This window comes from Accumulibacter sp. (genome assembly GCF_029255125.1).
Classification (GTDB): domain Bacteria; phylum Pseudomonadota; class Gammaproteobacteria; order Burkholderiales; family Rhodocyclaceae; genus Accumulibacter.
On record NZ_JAPUVR010000002.1, the window covers coordinates 1 to 17,859 of the forward strand.

Annotated in this window: 13 protein-coding genes and 1 pseudogene; 7 read left to right on the forward strand and 7 right to left on the reverse strand. The window is 64.3% G+C overall.

Annotated elements, in window-relative coordinates:
* The 3 genes and pseudogenes from Q1L59_RS00025 to Q1L59_RS00035 form a co-directional block, all read left to right on the forward strand.
* Positions 1-534 (forward strand): annotated as a pseudogene (locus tag Q1L59_RS00025) (ISNCY family transposase); the annotation flags it as partial.
* Between the two features lie 212 nt (positions 535-746).
* Positions 747-3,350, forward strand: coding sequence for a DNA mismatch repair protein MutS (gene mutS / locus Q1L59_RS00030; RefSeq protein ID WP_300327253.1), 2,604 nt, complete (start codon positions 747-749; stop codon positions 3,348-3,350).
* A gap of 16 nt (positions 3,351-3,366) precedes the next feature.
* A complete protein-coding gene (locus tag Q1L59_RS00035; protein WP_300327254.1) occupies positions 3,367-4,320 on the forward strand; it encodes a metallophosphoesterase family protein in 954 nt (317 codons plus the stop codon).
* Between the two features lie 16 nt (positions 4,321-4,336).
* Here Q1L59_RS00035 and Q1L59_RS00040 read toward each other — a convergent pair whose 3' ends face one another.
* From Q1L59_RS00040 to Q1L59_RS00050, 3 genes are all read right to left on the reverse strand, one after another.
* Positions 4,337-6,349, reverse strand: a complete 2,013-nt coding sequence (locus Q1L59_RS00040; protein ID WP_300327290.1) for a ferrous iron transporter B — start codon at positions 6,347-6,349, stop codon at positions 4,337-4,339.
* A 208-nt stretch (positions 6,350-6,557) separates the two neighbouring features.
* On the reverse strand, positions 6,558-7,049 hold the full coding sequence (locus Q1L59_RS00045; RefSeq protein WP_300327291.1) for a peptidylprolyl isomerase: 492 nt from the start codon (positions 7,047-7,049) through the stop codon (positions 6,558-6,560).
* A gap of 2 nt (positions 7,050-7,051) precedes the next feature.
* Positions 7,052-7,522, reverse strand: a complete 471-nt coding sequence (locus Q1L59_RS00050) for a peroxiredoxin (RefSeq protein ID WP_300327255.1) — start codon at positions 7,520-7,522, stop codon at positions 7,052-7,054.
* 213 nt (positions 7,523-7,735) lie between these two features.
* Here Q1L59_RS00050 and Q1L59_RS00055 point away from each other — a divergent pair, with 213 nt between their 5' ends.
* Entirely contained in the window at positions 7,736-8,434 is a 699-nt protein-coding gene (locus Q1L59_RS00055; protein ID WP_300327256.1) for an SIMPL domain-containing protein, read from the forward strand.
* 97 nt (positions 8,435-8,531) lie between these two features.
* Here the strand turns inward: Q1L59_RS00055 and ftsB are convergent, their stop codons facing one another.
* The 4 genes from ftsB to Q1L59_RS00075 are packed head-to-tail and all read right to left on the reverse strand — an operon-like array spanning position 8,532 to position 12,781.
* A complete protein-coding gene (gene ftsB, locus Q1L59_RS00060; protein WP_300327257.1) occupies positions 8,532-8,903 on the reverse strand; it encodes a cell division protein FtsB in 372 nt (123 codons plus the stop codon).
* 60 nt (positions 8,904-8,963) lie between these two features.
* On the reverse strand, positions 8,964-10,250 hold the full coding sequence (eno, locus tag Q1L59_RS00065; protein ID WP_300327258.1) for a phosphopyruvate hydratase: 1,287 nt from the start codon (positions 10,248-10,250) through the stop codon (positions 8,964-8,966).
* A 54-nt stretch (positions 10,251-10,304) separates the two neighbouring features.
* A complete protein-coding gene (kdsA, locus tag Q1L59_RS00070) occupies positions 10,305-11,141 on the reverse strand; it encodes a 3-deoxy-8-phosphooctulonate synthase (protein ID WP_300327259.1) in 837 nt (278 codons plus the stop codon).
* On the reverse strand, positions 11,138-12,781 hold the full coding sequence (locus Q1L59_RS00075; RefSeq protein WP_300327260.1) for a CTP synthase: 1,644 nt from the start codon (positions 12,779-12,781) through the stop codon (positions 11,138-11,140). The genes kdsA and Q1L59_RS00075 overlap by 4 nt, the downstream gene beginning before the upstream one ends.
* 155 nt (positions 12,782-12,936) lie before the next feature.
* Here Q1L59_RS00075 and Q1L59_RS00080 point away from each other — a divergent pair, with 155 nt between their 5' ends.
* The 3 genes from Q1L59_RS00080 to Q1L59_RS00090 are packed head-to-tail and all read left to right on the forward strand — an operon-like array spanning position 12,937 to position 17,741.
* Complete coding sequence (locus Q1L59_RS00080) at positions 12,937-14,043, forward strand: two-component system response regulator (protein WP_300327261.1); 1,107 nt, start codon at positions 12,937-12,939, stop codon at positions 14,041-14,043.
* Between the two features lie 39 nt (positions 14,044-14,082).
* Positions 14,083-14,910 carry a substrate-binding domain-containing protein gene (locus tag Q1L59_RS00085; protein WP_300327262.1) on the forward strand — a complete coding sequence of 276 codons (828 nt, stop codon included), beginning with the start codon at positions 14,083-14,085 and terminating at the stop codon, positions 14,908-14,910.
* Positions 14,907-17,741 carry an ATP-binding protein gene (locus tag Q1L59_RS00090; protein WP_300327263.1) on the forward strand — a complete coding sequence of 945 codons (2,835 nt, stop codon included), beginning with the start codon at positions 14,907-14,909 and terminating at the stop codon, positions 17,739-17,741. Before Q1L59_RS00085 ends, Q1L59_RS00090 begins: the two co-directional genes overlap by 4 nt.
* The last annotated feature ends 118 nt before the right edge of the window (positions 17,742-17,859 follow it).

A 17,859-nucleotide genomic window follows, 5' to 3' on the forward strand; every position in this document is an offset into this window, starting at 1 on the left:
CGCGTCGTACAGGCACGACGCGTTGGCAAGAAGCATTTTATCGACACCTATCGCTATGCCCATCAAGTGCCGTTGCGCAACACGGACGATGCCGTGTTAGCCAACTGGCTGGAACTGATCACCACCGATGCCCGTGGCGCCATTGTCTTCAAGAACGCCTGTGCCACCTCGCATGGCATCACCGACCACAACGTCGCCGCTCTGGCTTCCGCCGGCCGAGCGCGTTGGAGAATCGAGAACGAGAACAACAACATCCTCAAGACCAAGGGCTACCATTTCGACCACAACTTCGGTCACGGCAAACAGTTCCTGGCTAACCTGTTCGCCACCCCGATCCTCTTGGCCTTCTTGCTCCATACCGCCTTGGACTGGATGGACTCCCGTTATGCCAAGGTGCGTGCCCTCGTGCCCTCACGCCGCACCTTCTTCGAACACCAGCGCGCCTGGCTACAGTACCTGCCCTTCGATGACTGGGATCACCTCATGCGCTTCATGCTGCAGCGCCTCGCTCCCAACGCCCCAGACACCGGCTGACTTACCCCATCCAACAGTCCTGACTTCGACCATACCCTGCTACAGGATTTGAATTGAGAACTGCTGGAGCGCCAGCATCATCTGATCGCAAGCAACGGCAGAAGGCTATACTGCACGCCCACGCGCAGTTGGCGGGGACAGCGCTGTTCTGTTCGCCTCCCGCCGAGCGAGCTCGCCGATGTCCTTCAACCACGCGATGCATTCGAGTCACCATGGCAGATGATCAGGGCGTCCCGCCAGGCGCGCCGACACCGCACACGCCAATGATGCAGCAGTACCTGCGGATCAAGGCGCAACATCCGGATATCCTGCTTTTTTACCGGATGGGTGATTTCTACGAGCTGTTCTTCGCCGACGCCGAAAAGGCGGCGCGCCTGCTCGACATCACGCTGACGACGCGTGGTCAATCGGCCGGGCAGCCGATCAGGATGGCCGGCGTGCCCTATCACGCGGTCGAGCAGTACCTGGCCAAGCTGGTCAGACTGGGTGAGTCGGTGGCGATCTGCGAGCAGATGGGCGATCCGGCGACGAGCAAGGGCCCGGTCGAGCGCGCCGTCGTGCGCATCGTCACGCCCGGCACCCTGACCGACGCGTCGCTGCTCGACGAAAAGCGGGACACCTTGTTGCTCGCCTTGAGTACGACTCGCCAGCTCGCCGGACTGGCCTGGCTGAATCTGGCGAGCGGCGACTTCCGCCTGTGCGAAGTGGCGCCGGTGAAGCTGGCGGCGACGCTCGAGCGCATCGCGCCGGCCGAGATCATCGTGCCGGAAAGCTTGTCGCTGGCCCTGCCGCCAGATGTTGCGCTGACTCGCCGGGCCGACTGGCATTTCGATGCGGAAACGGGGGGGCGCGAATTGCGCGCGCACTTCGGAACGACTTCGCTCGGCGGTTTCGGCGCTGACGGACTACGGCCGGCGATCGCCGCCGCCGGCGCGCTGCTGCGTTATGCGCAGGCGACGCAGGTGCGCGCCCTGCCGCATGTCCGCGCGCTGATCGTCGAACGCGACGCGACTTTCCTCGGGCTCGATACGGCCACCCGGCGCAACCTCGAACTGACCGAAACGCTGCGCGGACAGCCGGCGCCAACGCTGTGCAGCCTGCTCGACAACTGCGTCACTTCGCCCGGATCGCGCCTGCTGCGACACGCCCTGCATCACCCCTTGCGCGATCCGAGCATTCCTGCCGCGCGACACGCGGCGGTCGCCATGTTGCTCGACGACGGCGGGCGGACGCTGCGTGGACTGCGCCAGACGCTGCGCGGTTTCGCCGACATCGAACGGATCGCCGGCCGCATCGCGCTGTTTGGCGCCCGCCCGCGCGATCTCGCGGCGCTGCGCGACAGCCTGCGGCGTCTCGACGAGCTGCGCGCGCCGCTGGCCGACAATGCGGCAGCGCTGCTCTGCGAGATCCACGCCGATCTGACGCCGCCGACAGCGACGATCGACTTGCTGACACGCGCGCTGCTCACCGAGCCGGCAGCGCTGATTCGTGAAGGCGGCGTCATCGCGCCGGGCTACGACGGCGAACTCGACGAGCTGCGCTCGCTGAACGACAACTGCGGCGCGTTTCTGCTCGAACTCGAAGCACGCGAGCGCGAGCAGACCGGCATCGCCAATCTGAAGGTCGAGTACAACCGCGTGCACGGCTTCTACATCGAGGTATCGAACGCCAATGCGGCGCGCGTTCCCGAGCATTACCGGCGACGGCAGACGCTGAAGAACGTCGAGCGCTACCTGACGGCCGAGCTGAAGGCTTTCGAGGACAAGGCGCTGTCGGCGCAGGAACGGGCGCTGGCGCGCGAGAAGCTGCTTTACGACGAACTGTTGAACACGCTGCAGAACGATCTGCCGCAGTTGCAGCAGATCGCCACGGCTGCGGCGACGCTCGACCTGCTCGCCGGCTTTGCCGAGACCGCGCAGCAGCGCAACTATTGCCGCCCGCTCTTCTCCCCGGAACCCGGGTTGTCGATCGAAGCTGGGCGACATCCGGTGGTCGAAGACCAGTTTGCCGACGGCGAAGGTTTTATCGCCAACGATACCGAGCTCGGCGACGGCCGCCGGCTGCTCCTGATCACTGGTCCGAACATGGGCGGCAAGTCGACCTATATGCGGCAGACGGCGCTGATCGCCCTGCTCGCACATGTCGGAAGCTATGTCCCGGCGACGCGCGCGGTTCTCGGACCGCTCGACCAGATTTTTACGCGCATCGGTGCAGCCGACGATCTCGCCGGCGGGCGCTCGACGTTCATGGTCGAAATGACCGAATCAGCGACGATCCTGCATCATGCGACCGATCGCAGTCTGGTCCTGATGGACGAGGTCGGTCGCGGCACCTCGACCTTCGACGGAATGGCGCTCGCTTTCGCCATCTGCCGCCATCTGCTGGAGAAGAACCGTAGCCTGACGCTGTTCTCGACGCACTACTTCGAGTTGACGTTGCTCGCCAACGAGTATCGCGAGTTGGCCAATGTTCATCTGGACGCAGTCGAGCACGGCGAGCGCATCGTCTTTCTGCACGCGGTCGAAGCGGGCCCGGCGAATCAGAGCTACGGGATTCAGGTCGCTGCGCTGGCCGGCATCCCGCCTGCGGTCGTCAAGGCAGCGCGCCGACAGTTGCGCCAGTTCGAACAGCGCGCCTCGATCAATCCGCTGCAGCCCGATCTCTTCGCCAGCGCGCTGGCCGATGCCGAGGACCGGCGAACGCCGGATCTGCATCCGGCGCTCGAGCGTCTGCGCTGCGTCGACCCCGACCAGTTGACGCCGCGCGAGGCGCTGGCGGCGCTTTACGAGCTGCGTTCGCTGCTCGTCGGCGAATAGCCGGAGCGCACCGACGATGAAGACACTGCTCTGTGCCCTTCTCTGCCTCCTGCTGAGCGGCTTTGCCGCGGCGGAGACCTGGCGTTTTGCCGTCATCGGTGACACGCCTTACGACGACTACGAGACGAGCGAGCTGCCGCGCATGCTCGATGTCATCGCCGCCGAACATCCGAGCTTCATCGTCCATGCCGGCGACCTCAAGGCGAGCACGACGGTCTGCAGCGACGAGCTTTTCCGTTCTCGGCGCGCCCTGCTCGACGCGGCGCGCGTCCCGCTGATCTACGTTCCCGGCGACAACGAATGGACCGACTGCCGATTCGGGCTGGCCGGCGGCTACGACCCGCGCGAGCGCCTGGACAAGCTGCGCGAAATCTTCTTTGCCGAAGCGCGCTCGCTCGGGCAGCCGCCAATGGCGCTCGAGCGGCAAGCCGGGAGCTACCCCGAACACCAGCGCTGGCGACTCGGTCCGGTGCTCTTTCTGACGCTCAACGTACCCGGGCCGAACAGCAACTACGGCAACGCGGTCGAGCCGAGCGCCGAGTTCCTGGCGCGCAATCCACGCCTGATCGAGTGGCTGAGCGAGGGCTTTGCGCGCGCCCGGCAGGGACGCCTGGCCGGCGTGGTCATCGTCATGCAGGCAAATCCCTCGTTTGCGCACGACGCCAAGGGGCTGGCGCACGCCGGCTATCGCCAGTTGCTCGACACGCTGCGGCGCGAAACGGTCGCCTTCCCTGGCCAGGTCCTGCTGATCCACGGCGACACGCACTGGCAGCGCATCGATCAGCCCTTGCGCAATCCGCTCAACGGCCGGCCGATAGCCAACTTCACGCGCCTGGAGACCTTCGGTTACCCGTTCCTGGGCTGGGTGAAAGTGATCATCGACAGCGAGCACGCACGCCTTTTCCGCTTCGAGGTGCGCGCCTACGGCGAACGTTCGAACGTCTGGCAGCGCTATCGCGGCGGACGCTGAACGGCAAACGCAGCGATCACCCGGCGAGCGCCCGCGCCACTTCGAGTACCAGGCGCAGCGCACCGCTGATCAGTAAGGCGACGGCGACCGAGAGTCCGGCGGAAAACACCGCCTGACGCCAACCGATCGTGCGCAGCATGACGGCAAAGCTCGACACGCAGGGAATGTAGAAGGTCAGGAAGACGAGAAAGGTGGCGATCTGCACCCAATCGAGCACGGGCTCGATCTCCATCGTCCCCAGTGCCTGGTACACCATCAGCAACGACAGTTCCTTGCGCAGCACGCCGAACAGGATCGGCACGCCGAGCAGCGCCGGCAGGCCGAGCCACCATTCGGTGATCGGCACGAGGAGCAGGTTGATCCAGCGATCGGCAGCGAAGTGGTTGAGCAAGGCGAGGACAACGCTGCCGGCAACCAGCAGCGGCGTCACGATGGTCACGATGTCGCTCGTCCGTTCCCAGGTCTTGCCCAGCAGGCCGCGCCAGTTGGGCAGCGCATACGGTGGAATCTCCTGGATCAGGCCGACGGCCAGCTTGCGGTAGCGCCGGGCAAGCAGGCGACCGAGCAGCGCGAGAACGGCAAAGGTCAACGCGAAGATCGCGAAGACGCCGGCAGCCCCGAGGTACTTGCCGCCCATGGCGAGAATGATTGCCGAACGCGCCGAACAGGGAACGAAAGCGAGCAGCAACGTCGCCACCAGCCGGTCCTTGCCCTGCGTCGTTGCCGCGACGAGCGAGATGGCCGGTACGTTGCAACCCAGGCCAACGAGAAACGAAGCGGCAACGCTGCCGTGCAGGCCGATGCTGTGAAAGGCGCGGTCGACGACGAAGGCCACCCGATGCATGATGCCCGATTCTTCCAGCACGACAAGGAGCAGGACGAGCGGCAGCATGTACGGGATGGCGATCCCGATCAAGCCGATCAGGCCATCGATCACCGCGCGCGCAATCACCCCGAAGGTTGACTCGGGCTGCCACTGCTGTGCCCATTCCATCAGCGGCGCAGCGGTCCACGAATCGAGCGTCTTGCTCACCTCGAAAACCATCACCAGAACCAGCGCAAACACCCCCAGGCTGCCGAGCAGACCCCAGCGGGGATGCAGAAAAACGCCATCGAGCAGGCGCTGCCAGCGCCCGCTGTTGGCCGCACCGCCGAACTGCGTCACGTTCTCGAACAACACGGCAGCGCGGTGGTGGCGATCGGCGTGCAGTTCTTCCGCCAGCGAACGCGGCAAGTAACGCTCGGCTTCGGCACGTGCGGCAAGCACTTCGGGCAGTAGATGCGGCACGTGACTGACCAGTTCGTCGACAAAGTAGTCGTCGCTGGCGGCCAGGTGCATCAGGAGAAAGGAAGCAGGAACACAAAACGCCGCGTCGACTTCCGGCCGTGCGAGCACCGCACGCAGCGCGTCGAGGCGCTCGGCAATCGGCGCACTGGGCGACTGTGGGCGCGGCGCGTGGCCGCCGCGCGCGGCGTTCAGCGCGGCAGCGAACAGCTCGGCGACGCCCAAGCCCATGTGCGCAGCCGTGGCCACGACGGGCACCCCGAGCAGCTCGGAGAGCGCGCGCGCATTGATGTAGAGGCCCTTCCGGCGCGCTTCGTCAACCCGGTTCAGGGCAATCACCAGCGGCCGGCCGAGTAGACTCAGTTCGAGCGTCAGTTCGAGATCGCGCTGCAAGGCGGTGGCATCGACCACCTGGATCAGGACATCGGGCGCATTGAAGGCGGCACCCGGCTGGGCGGCTTCATGCGCCGCAATCGGCGGCCAACGGTCGCCCCAGAGCAGGTATTTGACGACGACGCTGTCGTGCGGACTGAGCGAGCAGAGTGACTCGACGGCCGGCAGATCGACCAACGAGATTTCTTCAAGGCCGAGCTTGACGACGCATTCGTCGTAGCGATCGCCGTCGCGCAGCAGCCTTTCCTGCTGCGGAGCGGCACTGGAGGCCGCCCGGAAGATACTGCTCTTGCCGGTCAGCATACGCCCGACCAGCGCCACGCGCGGCCGTCGTTCGCCGCGCAGCAGCACTCCCGGCAAGGCAATCGTCGATACGCTTGTGCTCAGTGGATGGCCTCACCCAACGCCGACCGGCATCCGACGCCGGCACGCGAGAGCAGCGCGCGCCAGCGCCAGCCACATCTGACGTGTACGCAAGGCCGGTGCAGGCAGCGCCGCGCCACCCGTCGTGCGGCACGGCAGAGCGGCCCCCGAGGCCGGCGCATCCCGCACCAGCCGCTCACTCGTCGTCGTCGAACTCGTCGTCGTGAATATGGCCGTGCCGAATCTCCTCGGCTGTCGCCGGCCGGACGTTGGTCACCGTGCAGGTGAAGACGAGCGCCATCCCGGCCAGCGGATGGTTGGCATCGAGAATCACCGTATCGTCGGCAATCTCGGTGACACGGTAAACGAGCACATCCTCGTCGTCCTCGTCCTCGTCGGCAAAACCCTCGAACTGCATGCCGACCTGCAAGTCACGCGGGAATTTGTCGCGCGGCTCGACCTGCACCAGCGTCGCATCATATTCGCCGAAGGCATCGTCCGGCTGCATGCTGACCGTCACCGATTCGCCTATCCGCTTCCCCTGCACAGCCTCTTCGATCAGCGGAAAAATGTCGTCGTAACCTCCGTGCAGGTAGATCAGCGGTTCCTGTCCGGCATCGACGAGTTCACCCGCGAGATCGGTCACGCTGTAATCCAGCGTGACGACGGTATTTCTGGCAACTTGCATGTTCATGAACTGAATTCCTTTACCGCGCGCAACATTTCAAGCGCGTGGCCCTTGGCCGTCACGCCGTACAGCGCTAAACGGATGATACCCTTCTTATCAATAAAAAAAGTCGATCGCTGGATGCCATATCTGGGCATACCGTTGACCTCCTTCGCCTGCCAGACATCGTATTCCCGGCATACCTGACCTTCAACATCGGACAGCAGCGAGACCGAAATACCGTGCTTGTCCCTGAACTCGGCGTGCTTCAGGCAATCGTCTCGGCTGACACCCAGCACCCGACAATCGAAGCGCGCAAACTCATCCTCATGGTCCGAAAAGTCGGTTGCCTGCAAGGTACAGCACGGCGCGTCATCTCTCGGGTAAAAGAAGAGAATCACATTGGCCTTACCTTGAAACGCGGCAATATCGATGAGTTCCATGTCCGCATCCGGAAGGACGAACATCGGAGCTGCCTGTCCTGCTTTCAGCATGTGGAGACCTCGAAGACCCTGACCGCCCGCATGCGAGCGGGTCAGGCGGATTCTAACCAAGCTTCCGGCGCGTGACTACAAGAAACAATTTCTGCGCGCGCGCTAGAATGCGTCCGACGGGCAGTCTTGCTTGCCCTGCAGCGTCCGCACCCAGCCACGCGATCGGCTGCTCGGGCGCCCATTCAGTCCCGCCACGGCACACTTGGAGAGCCCATGACCATCTTCCCCCTCAGCCGGCACTCAGTGCCGCTCACCGCCCTTCTTTTCGCCACCTCGCTGCTCGCGGCACCGCCGGATGGCGCGACGACGATCGAGCTCTCGGCCGAGGCAAGCGCCACGGCCGCCAACGATCTGGCGCGCGCGACGGTCTTTGCCGAAGCGAGCGGCAGCGCGCCAGGCGAACTTGCCCGACGTGTCAACGGCCTGCTCGCCGACGCGCTGAAGACGGCGCGCGCTTACCCCAGCGTGCGCACGCAAAGCGGCATGACGCATACCTATCCGGTGCACGGCAAAGCGAGCCGGATCGAGGGCTGGCGGATGCGTTCCGACCTGGCGCTCGAATCGGGCGATACTGCAGCCCTTTCCGAGCTGCTCGGCAAACTCCAGGCGACGATGGGAGTCGCCAGCTTGAGCATGTTGCCCGCTCCGGAAACGCGCAAGAAAGCCGAAAGCCAGGCGATGGTCGATGCCATCGCGGCTTTTCAGGAGCGCGCCGGGGTGGTCGCAGCCGCTCTAGGAAGCAAACACCGGATCAAAAGCCTGACGATCAACAGCAGCGGTCGTCCGCCGATCGCACCGATCATGCGCTCAGCGGTAATGATGGCGGCCGAGGCTGCGCCGATGCCGATCGAGGCCGGCGAAACGCAGATCACGGCGACGGTCAGCGGGCAGATCGAACTGCTCGCGCGCTAGCCTCACTTTGCTTCGCCGCGCGCAAGCGCCCACCGCAACCGCATCGGCAAGCAGCCCGAGCGACACGACACGCCGGCAGTACCCGCTCGCCCATTGCCTACGGCCGGCCGCGCTTTTCGCTCGCCGTCGCCGCCCGCACCTTGTCTGTCGCGCCAACGCGCGTTGGCGCGGCCGCTGCGGCTTCCTTGCCGACGGCCGGCTTGTCCGGGATCTGCACGAAAACCTCGTCCTGCTTGACCATCCCCAGTTCGAAACGCGCCCGCTCCTCGATCGCGTCAAAGCCCTGTTTGAGATCGCGCACTTCGGCAACGAGACCCGCATTGCGCGTCTCCAGCCGCTTGTTGGTCTCTTTCTGCTGCTGCAACTGGCGGTCGACCTCGCGCACGCGCAGCAAGCCGCCCTTGCCTAGCCAGAGCGGGTGCTGCAGCAGCGCAATCAGAACCAGCAAGGCAACGGCAAGCCAGCGCACGGCGGAATCAGGCTGCCCGAGTCAAGCGGCGAGGAGGCGCCATCGACCGGTTCTCGCCAGTCAGCGCGACAGATTGTAGAACGCCTCGCGTCCAGGGTAACCCGCGGTATCGCCGAGATCCTCCTCGATGCGCAGCAACTGGTTGTACTTGGCGATGCGGTCCGACCGCGAGAGCGAGCCGGTCTTGATCTGCAAGGCGTTCATGCCGACCGCGATATCGGCAATGGTACTGTCTTCCGTTTCACCGGAGCGATGCGAGATCACCGCAGCGTAGGCCGCACGCTTGGCCATTTCGATGGCGGCAAAGGTCTCCGAAAGCGTACCGATCTGATTGATCTTGATCAGTATCGAATTGCCGATACCCTGCTTGATGCCTTCTTTGAAAATGCGCGTATTGGTGACGAAAACATCGTCGCCGACGATCTGCACGGTCTTCCCGAGGCGCTTGGTGAGCAGCTTCCAGCCGTCCCAGTCGCTCTCGCTCATGCCGTCCTCGATCGACACGATAGGAAAGCGATCGGCCAGGTTGGCCAGGTAGTCGACCAACTCGTGCGAATTCAGTTGCAGGTTCTCACCGGCGAGATGATAGCGACCGTCGCGATAGAGTTCGGAAGCGGCGCAATCGAGGCCGATCAGCACGTCTTCGCCAGCCGTATAACCGGCGTGTTCGATCGAGTGCATGATCAGTTCGAGCGCCTCGGCGTGGCTTCCAAGATTGGGCGCGAAGCCGCCCTCGTCGCCGACAGCGGTCGAGAAGCCCTTTTTGTGCAAGAGCTTCTTGAGCGCCTGAAAGATCTCGGCGCCGCAGCGCAGCGCCTCTCGAAACGAGGTCTGACTGACCGGCAGGATCATGAACTCCTGAAAATCGAGGCTGTTATTGGCGTGCTGCCCACCGTTGACGATGTTCATCATCGGCACCGGCATCTGCATCGGCCCCGAGCCGCCAAAGTAGCGGTACAAGGGCAGGCCGGACTCCTCGGCAGCGGCTTTGGCGACTGCCATCGACACCGCCAGCATGGCGTTGGCGCCCAGCCGCGACTTGTTTTCGGTCGCGTCCAGATGAATCAGCGTCTGGTCGATGAACGCCTGCTCCTGCGCGTCGAGGCCGATGATCGCTTCGGAAATCTCGGTATTGACGTTCTCGACCGCCTGCAGAACGCCTTTGCCGAGGTAACGCGCAGAATCTCCGTCGCGCAGTTCGATCGCTTCACGCGATCCGGTGGACGCCCCGGAAGGTACAGCCGCACGCCCCATCACGCCGGACTCGAGCAAGACGTCACATTCGACGGTGGGGTTGCCACGCGAATCCAGAACCTCGCGGGCCACGACATCAACGACAGAGCTCATCATCTTCCCCTTGTCTTCAAAGTGTAAAAGTTCAGTCCACAGGCCAACGGACGCTCAGGCGAGTTCCACGAAACCGGCGTCCTTGACCAAGCGGTCGAGGGCAACCAGCGTGCTCAGCAGGCTTTCCATGCGCCGCAACGGCCAACTGTTCGGCCCATCGGACAGCGCCTGCTCCGGTCGCGGATGCGTCTCCATGAACAGGCCGGCAATCCCGACGGCGACTGCTGCGCGCGCCAGGACCGGGATGAACTCGCGCTGACCGCCCGACACCGAGCCCTGCCCACCGGGCAACTGTACCGAATGTGTTGCGTCGAAAACGACCGGGCAGGCCGTTTCGCGCATGATCGCCAGACTGCGCATGTCGGCAACGAGATTGTTGTAGCCGAAAGAGGCGCCACGTTCGCAAACCATGATCCGTGCCTCGCGCCCGCCAGCCGCCTGCGCCTTGGCCACGACATTGCGCATGTCGGCCGGCGCCAGGAACTGGCCCTTCTTGATATTCACCGGCCGGCCGGCAGCCGCCACCGCCTCGATGAAGTCGGTCTGGCGGCAGAGGAAGGCCGGCGTCTGGAGGACGTCGACGACCTCGGCGACCGCCGCAATGTCGTCCTCGCGGTGTACGTCGGTAAGCACCGGAACACCGATCTGGCGTCGCACCTCGGCCAAGATGCGCAGGCCCTCGTCGAGACCCGGCCCGCGCGGCGAACCACCGGAAGTCCGGTTGGCCTTATCGTAGGAAGCCTTGAAGACGTAAGGCACGGCAAGCCGGGCGCAGACCTCGTGCAGGTGGCCAGCGACTTCGATACAGAGATCGAGCGACTCAGCGGTGCACGGGCCGGCAATCAGAAATAGCGGCTGGTCAAGGCCGACGCTGAAGCCGCCCAGCCTCATGCCCGTTCCCGGTGCGCCGCCGCTGCCCGCACGAAAGAGGCGAACAGCGGGTGCGCGCGACGCGGCGACGACGTAAACTCGGGATGAAACTGGCAACCGATGAACCAGGGATGCGCATTCGGCCCCGCCTGCGGCAGTTCGACGATCTCGCACAGATCGCTGGCCAAGGCGCGGCCCGAGACGATCAGCCCGCTCTCTTCCAGGCAGCCGAGCAGCCTGTTGTTGACTTCATAGCGGTGCCGGTGACGCTCGGTGATTTGCGCCTGGCCGTAGATCGAACGTGCCAGCGAGCCCTCGCGCAGGAGGCACACCTGGCCGCCCAAGCGCATCGTCCCGCCGAGGTCGCAAGTCTCGTCTCGGCGTTCGAGGCGTCCGGAGGCGTCCTGCCATTCGGTGATCAGGCCGACCACCGGATGCGCGGTAGCGGGTTCGAACTCGCTGCTGTGCGCATCGCTCAGGCCAGCCACGTGGCGGGCAAACTCGACGACCGCAAGCTGCATTCCCAGGCAGATGCCGAGATACGGAATACGCTTTTCGCGCGCGTGACGAATGGCCTTGATCTTGCCTTCGGTACCCCGCCGGCCGAATCCGCCCGGAACGAGGATGGCGTCCATTCCGTCGAGCACGCCACAGCCGCTTCGTTCGATCTCTTCCGAGTCGATATAGCTGAGCCTGATCCTGCTGCGCGTCGCGATACCGGCGTGCACCAGCGCCTCGCTGAGCGATTTGTACGATTCGGTGAGATCGACGTACTTGCCGACAAAAGCGATGTCGAGTTCGCGCTCGGGATGTTCGAGCGCGTACACGATGTCCTTCCAGAGCGTCAGGTCGGCCGCCTTGGCGAGGATGTTCAGCTTGTGGCAGACAATCCCGTCGAGCATCTGATCGTGCAACATCGCCGGAATCTTGTAGATCGAGTCGGCGTCGCGTGCCTCGATCACCGCCTCGCGCTGCACATTGCAAAAGAGCGCCATCTTCTGCTTGTCGTCTTCCGGAATCGGCCGGTCGGTGCGACAAAGCAGGATATCGGGCTGAATGCCGATCTCGCGCAACTCCTTGACCGAATGCTGCGTCGGCTTGGTCTTCAGTTCGCCTGAGGTGGGGATGTAGGGAACCAGCGTCAGATGCAGATAACAGGCATTCGTACGCCCTTCCTGCAGGCCCATCTGGCGGATTGCTTCGAGAAACGGCAGCGACTCGATATCGCCAACCGTTCCGCCGACTTCGACAATGGCCAGATCCGCACCCTCGGCGCCGCGTCTGATCTGCGCCTTGATCTCGTCGGTAATGTGCGGAATCACCTGCACGGTCTTGCCGAGATATTCGCCGCGCCGCTCCTTCTTGATGACCGAGTCGTAAACCTGCCCAGTCGTGAAGTTGTTGCGCCGCTCCATGCGCACATTAGTAAACCGTTCGTAATGCCCCAGGTCGAGGTCGGTCTCAGCGCCGTCGTGCGTCACGAAGACTTCGCCGTGCTGGAAAGGGCTCATCGTTCCCGGATCGACGTTGATGTACGGATCGAGCTTGATATTGGTGACACGGATGCCGCGTGACTCGAGGATCGCTCCCAGCGATGCAGCCGCGATGCCCTTGCCCAGGGAGGAAACCACGCCGCCGGTGACAAATACGTACTTGGTCATGGAGATGAATGCAGCGGGAAACCAGAATTGTAGCCGAAAATTCCCGCTCGTTCCAAGCACGGGCGGCCTTGGCGACCTGTCGAAGATTGCGCCAGCCGCAAAATGGCGCAATAATTCATTGGTAAGCGGCTCACGCTCCGCCCACTGAGAGCCTGATGGCAACAATTCTGATCGTCGATGACACCCCCGAGAACTTGGCGGTTCTGAGCGGTGTGCTGAGTCCGCAGCACCGCGTGCGTGCGGTCAACTCGGGCCGGCGCGCGCTGCAGGTGGCCAACAGCCAGCCACCGCCTGACCTCATCCTGCTCGATGTGATGATGCCCGAGATGGACGGTTACAGCGTCCTCGCCGAACTGCACGCCAACCCGGCCACTGCCGATATCCCGGTTATTTTCGTCACCGCCTTGGAAAGCAGCGACGACGAGGAGCGCGGTCTGACCCTGGGTGCCGTCGATTACATCACCAAGCCGATCAGGCCGGCGATCGTCGTCGCTCGGGTGCGCACACAACTCGAGCTGAAAGCCGCGCGCGACCTGCTGCAGGACCGCAACCGCGGGCTGGAAGCCGAAGTCGCCCGGCGCATGGCGGAGAATCTGCGCATCCAGGACGTAAGCATTCATGCGCTAGCACGCCTGGCCGAGGTGCGCGACCCCGAAACCGGCAACCATCTGCGCCGCACGCAGGCCTACGTGCTCACGCTGGCCCAGCAACTGAGCACGCACCCGCGCTTTGCAGCCTTTCTGACGCCGCCGAACATCGAGGTCCTGGTCAAGTCGGCGCCGCTGCACGACATCGGCAAAGTCGGCATACCGGACAGCATTCTCCTCAAGCCCGGCAAGTTAACTGCCGATGAATGGGAGATCATGAAAACACACTGCCGCCTTGGCTATCTGGCGATCGAGCAGGCCGAACACGACGCCGACCGTCCGGTCGCCTTCCTCGCCATGGCCAAAGAGATCACTCATCATCATCACGAGCGCTGGGACGGCTCGGGCTACCCGGACGGGCTTGCCGGAGACGCCATTCCGATCTCCGCCCGTTTGATGGCGCTCGCCGACGTTTTCGACGCGCTGATCGCTCAGCGCAGCTACAAAAAGCCATTTCCGGTCGAGGATGCGCTACGCATCATCCGCGACGGGCAAGGCAGTCATTTCGATCCGGACGTAGTGGACGCTTTCTTCGCCCGGGTCGACGAGTTCCTGCGCATCGCCGCCGCCTACGTCGACCCCGAAAGCGCTCCAGCGAGCACGCTCACCCACTGACCAGCGCAAAGCCCATTCCTGACCCCTTGGGAGACCACGATGAAACCGAATCGCACGTACGGGTGGCTACTCGTCCTTCTCCTCAACCTCCTCGTTGGAACGCCGGCGACCGTCGCACAAACGCTTTCGGTAGGTGGCACCGGCTCGTCGGAACCGATCGTTCGCCTGCTTTTCGACGAGTTCCGGAAGGAGGTTCCGGGTGCGACGCTCAACCACTTGTCGCCACCGCTTGGTTCGGGTGGCGCGCTGAAGGCGCTGGCCGCCAACCGTATCGGTGTGGCGTTCATCGGTCGCCCAGTCCAGCCCGAGGAAGCCAGGCGCATCGGGCAAAGCTTCCTGCTGGCGGAAACGCCGTTTGTCGTTGCCTCGCGTGACGCACGACAAAAGGACGGCTTCACGCTCGACCAACTGGCACGCATCTACACCGGTGAGCTGACCACCTGGCGTGATGGTTCGCCAGTACGGCTGATTCTGCGGCCCAGGTTCGAAAGCGATTCGGCGCAGCTCAAGAGTATGTCGCCGGCGATGGAGAAAGCGGTGGACGCGGCAGCCCAACGGCCCGGAATGGTCACCGCCGACAATGACCTCGAAGCGCTCAAACTGATCAACGAAACGCCGGGCTCGCTCGGTTCGACGACCCTCGGCCTGCTCACCAGCGGCAATTCGCGCGCCGTTCCCCTGCCGATCAACGGCGTCGCACCGAGCCTGGCGACGCTGAAGAACGGCTCGTATCCGTGGCGCAAGCCGCTGATTGTCGCTCTGCCGCAACAGCCGGACGCGCTCGCCGAGCGCTTCGCCGCCTTCCTGCGCAGCAGCAAGGCGCGCAACGTCCTGCAACGCCACGACTACCTGCCAGCGACTCAATGAAGGCTGCAGCGCACCAGCCGCTGGTAACGCTGCTCACCCGCCTGACCGGCGTGTTGGCGCTCGCCGTCGCGCTGCTGCCCAACGTCGCCTACCTGCTGCACGTACGCGCCAGCGCCATCCGCCAGGTCGACGAGGCGCTACGCGTTCAAGCGCGTGTCCTCGAAGAGTTCATCGCCGTGCAGCCCGAGCAGTGGGACCTCGTTTCCGACCGCATGCATAGCCTGCTCGAGCGCCACCTGGCGGCCGAAACGCGCTATCAGGTCTTCAACGCTGCCGGCGAACTGCTGATCGAATCGGCCCAGCTCGCCGCCCCGACGATCAGCCGCAGCCACCCGCTGCACGCCTTTGGCGATCCGGTCGGCCACCTCACTTTCGAAAAGCGGATCAGCGGCGAATTGCTCGGCGTCCTGCCGCTGTTCGTCGGCAGCCTGTTGTTGGCCGGGCTGATCTGGTTTCCCCTGCGCCGGCTGCCGCTGCGCGCGCTGGCGCGCGCCGACGAGGCATTGCGCGCACGCGACCAGTATCAACGTGCGCTGCTCGACAACTTCCCGTTTCTCGTCTGGCTGAAGGATACCGAAGGTCGCTTCCTGGCGGTCAACGCACGCTTTGCCGATGCCTTCGACAAGCCTTCGGTCGACTGGTTGCTCGGCAAGACCGACGAGGATGTCGTGCCGCCCGAACTTGCCCGGGCGTACCGCGCGTCCGAACTGGCCGTTCTTGCCGGCGGTCAACCACAGCGAACCGAGGAACTGATCGAGATCGGGGGCGAACGGCGCTGGTTCGAAACGTACCGCTCACCGGTCACACTATCGGGAAGGATAGCGGGAACCGTTGGTTACGCGGTCGACATCACCGAGCGCCAGCGCGCCGCTGCCGAACTCGAGCAACACCGCCACCACTTGGAGGAACTCGTCGCCGAACGGACGATCGAGCTGGCCGACGCCAAGGAGGCCGCCGAAGCCGCCAGCCGCGCGAAGAGCACCTTCCTGGCCAACATGAGCCACGAGATTCGAACGCCGATGAACGCGATCATCGGCCTCACTCACCTGCTACAGGTCGAGGTCACCCATCCCAAGCAGCGCGCCCACTTGGCCAAGGTCAGCGATGCCGCACAACACTTGCTCGGCATCATCAACGACATCCTCGATTTCTCGAAGATCGAGGTGGGCCGGGTGTGCATAGACGAAAGCGACTTCTCGCTGCGCCGCGTCATCGACCATACGCTGAGCATGCTCAGCGAGCGCAGCAGGGCGAAAGGTCTGCAGCTCGACACCGAGATCGATCCGGCGATTCCGCCGCGGCTGCGCGGCGATCCCCTGCGCCTGGGTCAGATCCTGCTCAATTTTGCTGCCAACGCGATCAAGTTCTCGGAGCGCGGACGGATCACGATCCGCGCTCGGCTGATCGAGCAGCGCGCAACGACGTATGTCGTCCGCCTGGAAGTCGAAGACCAGGGAATCGGCCTGACTCCAGCGCAGCAGGAACGTCTGTTCCAGGCTTTCTCGCAGGCCGACGAATCGACCACACGCAAGTTCGGCGGAACCGGTCTCGGCCTGGCCATCTCCAAACGATTGGCCGCGATGATGGGCGGCGAGATTGGCGTCGACAGCAAACCCGATGTCGGCAGCACCTTCTGGATAACCGCCACCCTCGGCCGCGCGCTGGATGCCGATCAGGACGTGGCGCTGGCGGCTCCCGCCCCGGAGCAAGAAGCATCGGCAGCCGACCAGTTGCTTGCGCGCGAGTGCGGAGGCATGCGCGTGCTGCTCGTCGAGGACGATCCAGTGAATCAGGAAGTGGCCGGCGAGCTGCTGCGTGCCGTCGGTCTGCAGGTCGACGTCGTCGGTGACGGCCACCAGGCGCTATTGCGCCTGTGCACCTCCGAACAGCTGATCGGCAACGACTACGCGCTGATCCTGATGGATATGCAGATGCCGGTGATGGATGGCATCGAAGCGACCGAACTGATTCGCCAGTTGCCCGGTCGAGAAACGTTGCCGATCGTGGCGATGACGGCAAATGCCTTCGCCGAGGATCGGCAGCGCTGCCTCGCGGCAGGAATGGACGACCATCTCGCTAAACCGGTAAATCCAAAGAAGCTGTACGAAGCCCTGCTGCGCTGGCTGCCAGCCTCGACCAGCAGTACACCAACGCTGCGTCAAGACGCCGCGCACAGCGTCGGCGAAAAACCGCGCGCATCGGCGCGCCTGCCAGTCATCGCCGGGCTGAACAGCGAAATCGGGCAGCAAACCGTCGGAGGTGACCCGGAGTTCTACTTGCGCCTGCTGCACATGTTCGCCGAGAACCATGGCAGCGATGCGAGCCAGATGCGCAGCCTGCTCGCCGCCGGCGACTTCACCGGGGCTCGGCGCATGGCGCACAGCCTGAAGGGGGTCGCCGCGACGATCGCCGCCGAAAAACTCCTCGCCACCTCGTTCGCCGCGGAAACGGTGCTACACGACGGCGCTCCGAGCGAACAGATGGAAGCAGCGATCCATGCGCTGGAAGCCGAGTTGTTGCCGCTGGTTTCGGCGATCGGCCAGTTCGACGGCAAGCAGGCAGAAACCGCCCCGATCGGAATCGATGGCGAAGACCAGCAAAACGTACGCCGACTCATCGAGGAACTCGACCGTCTGCTTGCCGAAGACGATACCCGGGCGATCGATCTGTGGTGCGATTCGGCGGCCAATCTCGCCCCAACGATCGGACCGCTCGCCAACCGGCTCGCCGACGAGATCAGCAACTTCACCTTCGACAAGGCCTTGTTGACGCTGCGCGAAGCGTTGGCCGGGCGTCCTGCACTGCCCGCGGGAACAGCCGAAGCCGGGTGAGCGAGGTCGCGCGCCGACCGACTCGTCACGCACCCGTCACACACTTGCCCGGCAAGCCGCCCGGCACATCGGTTCGCAGCGTTGCAGTGCACCATCGGATCGGCGTTTGCTTTAGAAT

Bases quoted from the DNA above. Each gene is read 5' to 3' on its own strand.
- kdsA (WP_300327259.1), bottom strand. From the start codon at position 11,141: ATGAGGCTGGGCGGCTTCAGCGTCGGCCTTGACCAGCCGCTATTTCTG.
- eno (WP_300327258.1), bottom strand. From the start codon at position 10,250: ATGAGCTCTGTCGTTGATGTCGTGGCCCGCGAGGTTCTGGATTCGCGT.
- Q1L59_RS00050 (WP_300327255.1), bottom strand. From the start codon at position 7,522: ATGCTGAAAGCAGGACAGGCAGCTCCGATGTTCGTCCTTCCGGATGCG.
- Q1L59_RS00035 (WP_300327254.1), top strand. From the start codon at position 3,367: ATGAAGACACTGCTCTGTGCCCTTCTCTGCCTCCTGCTGAGCGGCTTT.
- Q1L59_RS00080 (WP_300327261.1), top strand. From the start codon at position 12,937: ATGGCAACAATTCTGATCGTCGATGACACCCCCGAGAACTTGGCGGTT.
- mutS (WP_300327253.1), top strand. From the start codon at position 747: ATGGCAGATGATCAGGGCGTCCCGCCAGGCGCGCCGACACCGCACACG.
- Q1L59_RS00085 (WP_300327262.1), top strand. From the start codon at position 14,083: ATGAAACCGAATCGCACGTACGGGTGGCTACTCGTCCTTCTCCTCAAC.
- Q1L59_RS00090 (WP_300327263.1), top strand. From the start codon at position 14,907: ATGAAGGCTGCAGCGCACCAGCCGCTGGTAACGCTGCTCACCCGCCTG.
- Q1L59_RS00055 (WP_300327256.1), top strand. From the start codon at position 7,736: ATGACCATCTTCCCCCTCAGCCGGCACTCAGTGCCGCTCACCGCCCTT.
- Q1L59_RS00045 (WP_300327291.1), bottom strand. From the start codon at position 7,049: ATGCAAGTTGCCAGAAATACCGTCGTCACGCTGGATTACAGCGTGACC.
- Q1L59_RS00075 (WP_300327260.1), bottom strand. From the start codon at position 12,781: ATGACCAAGTACGTATTTGTCACCGGCGGCGTGGTTTCCTCCCTGGGC.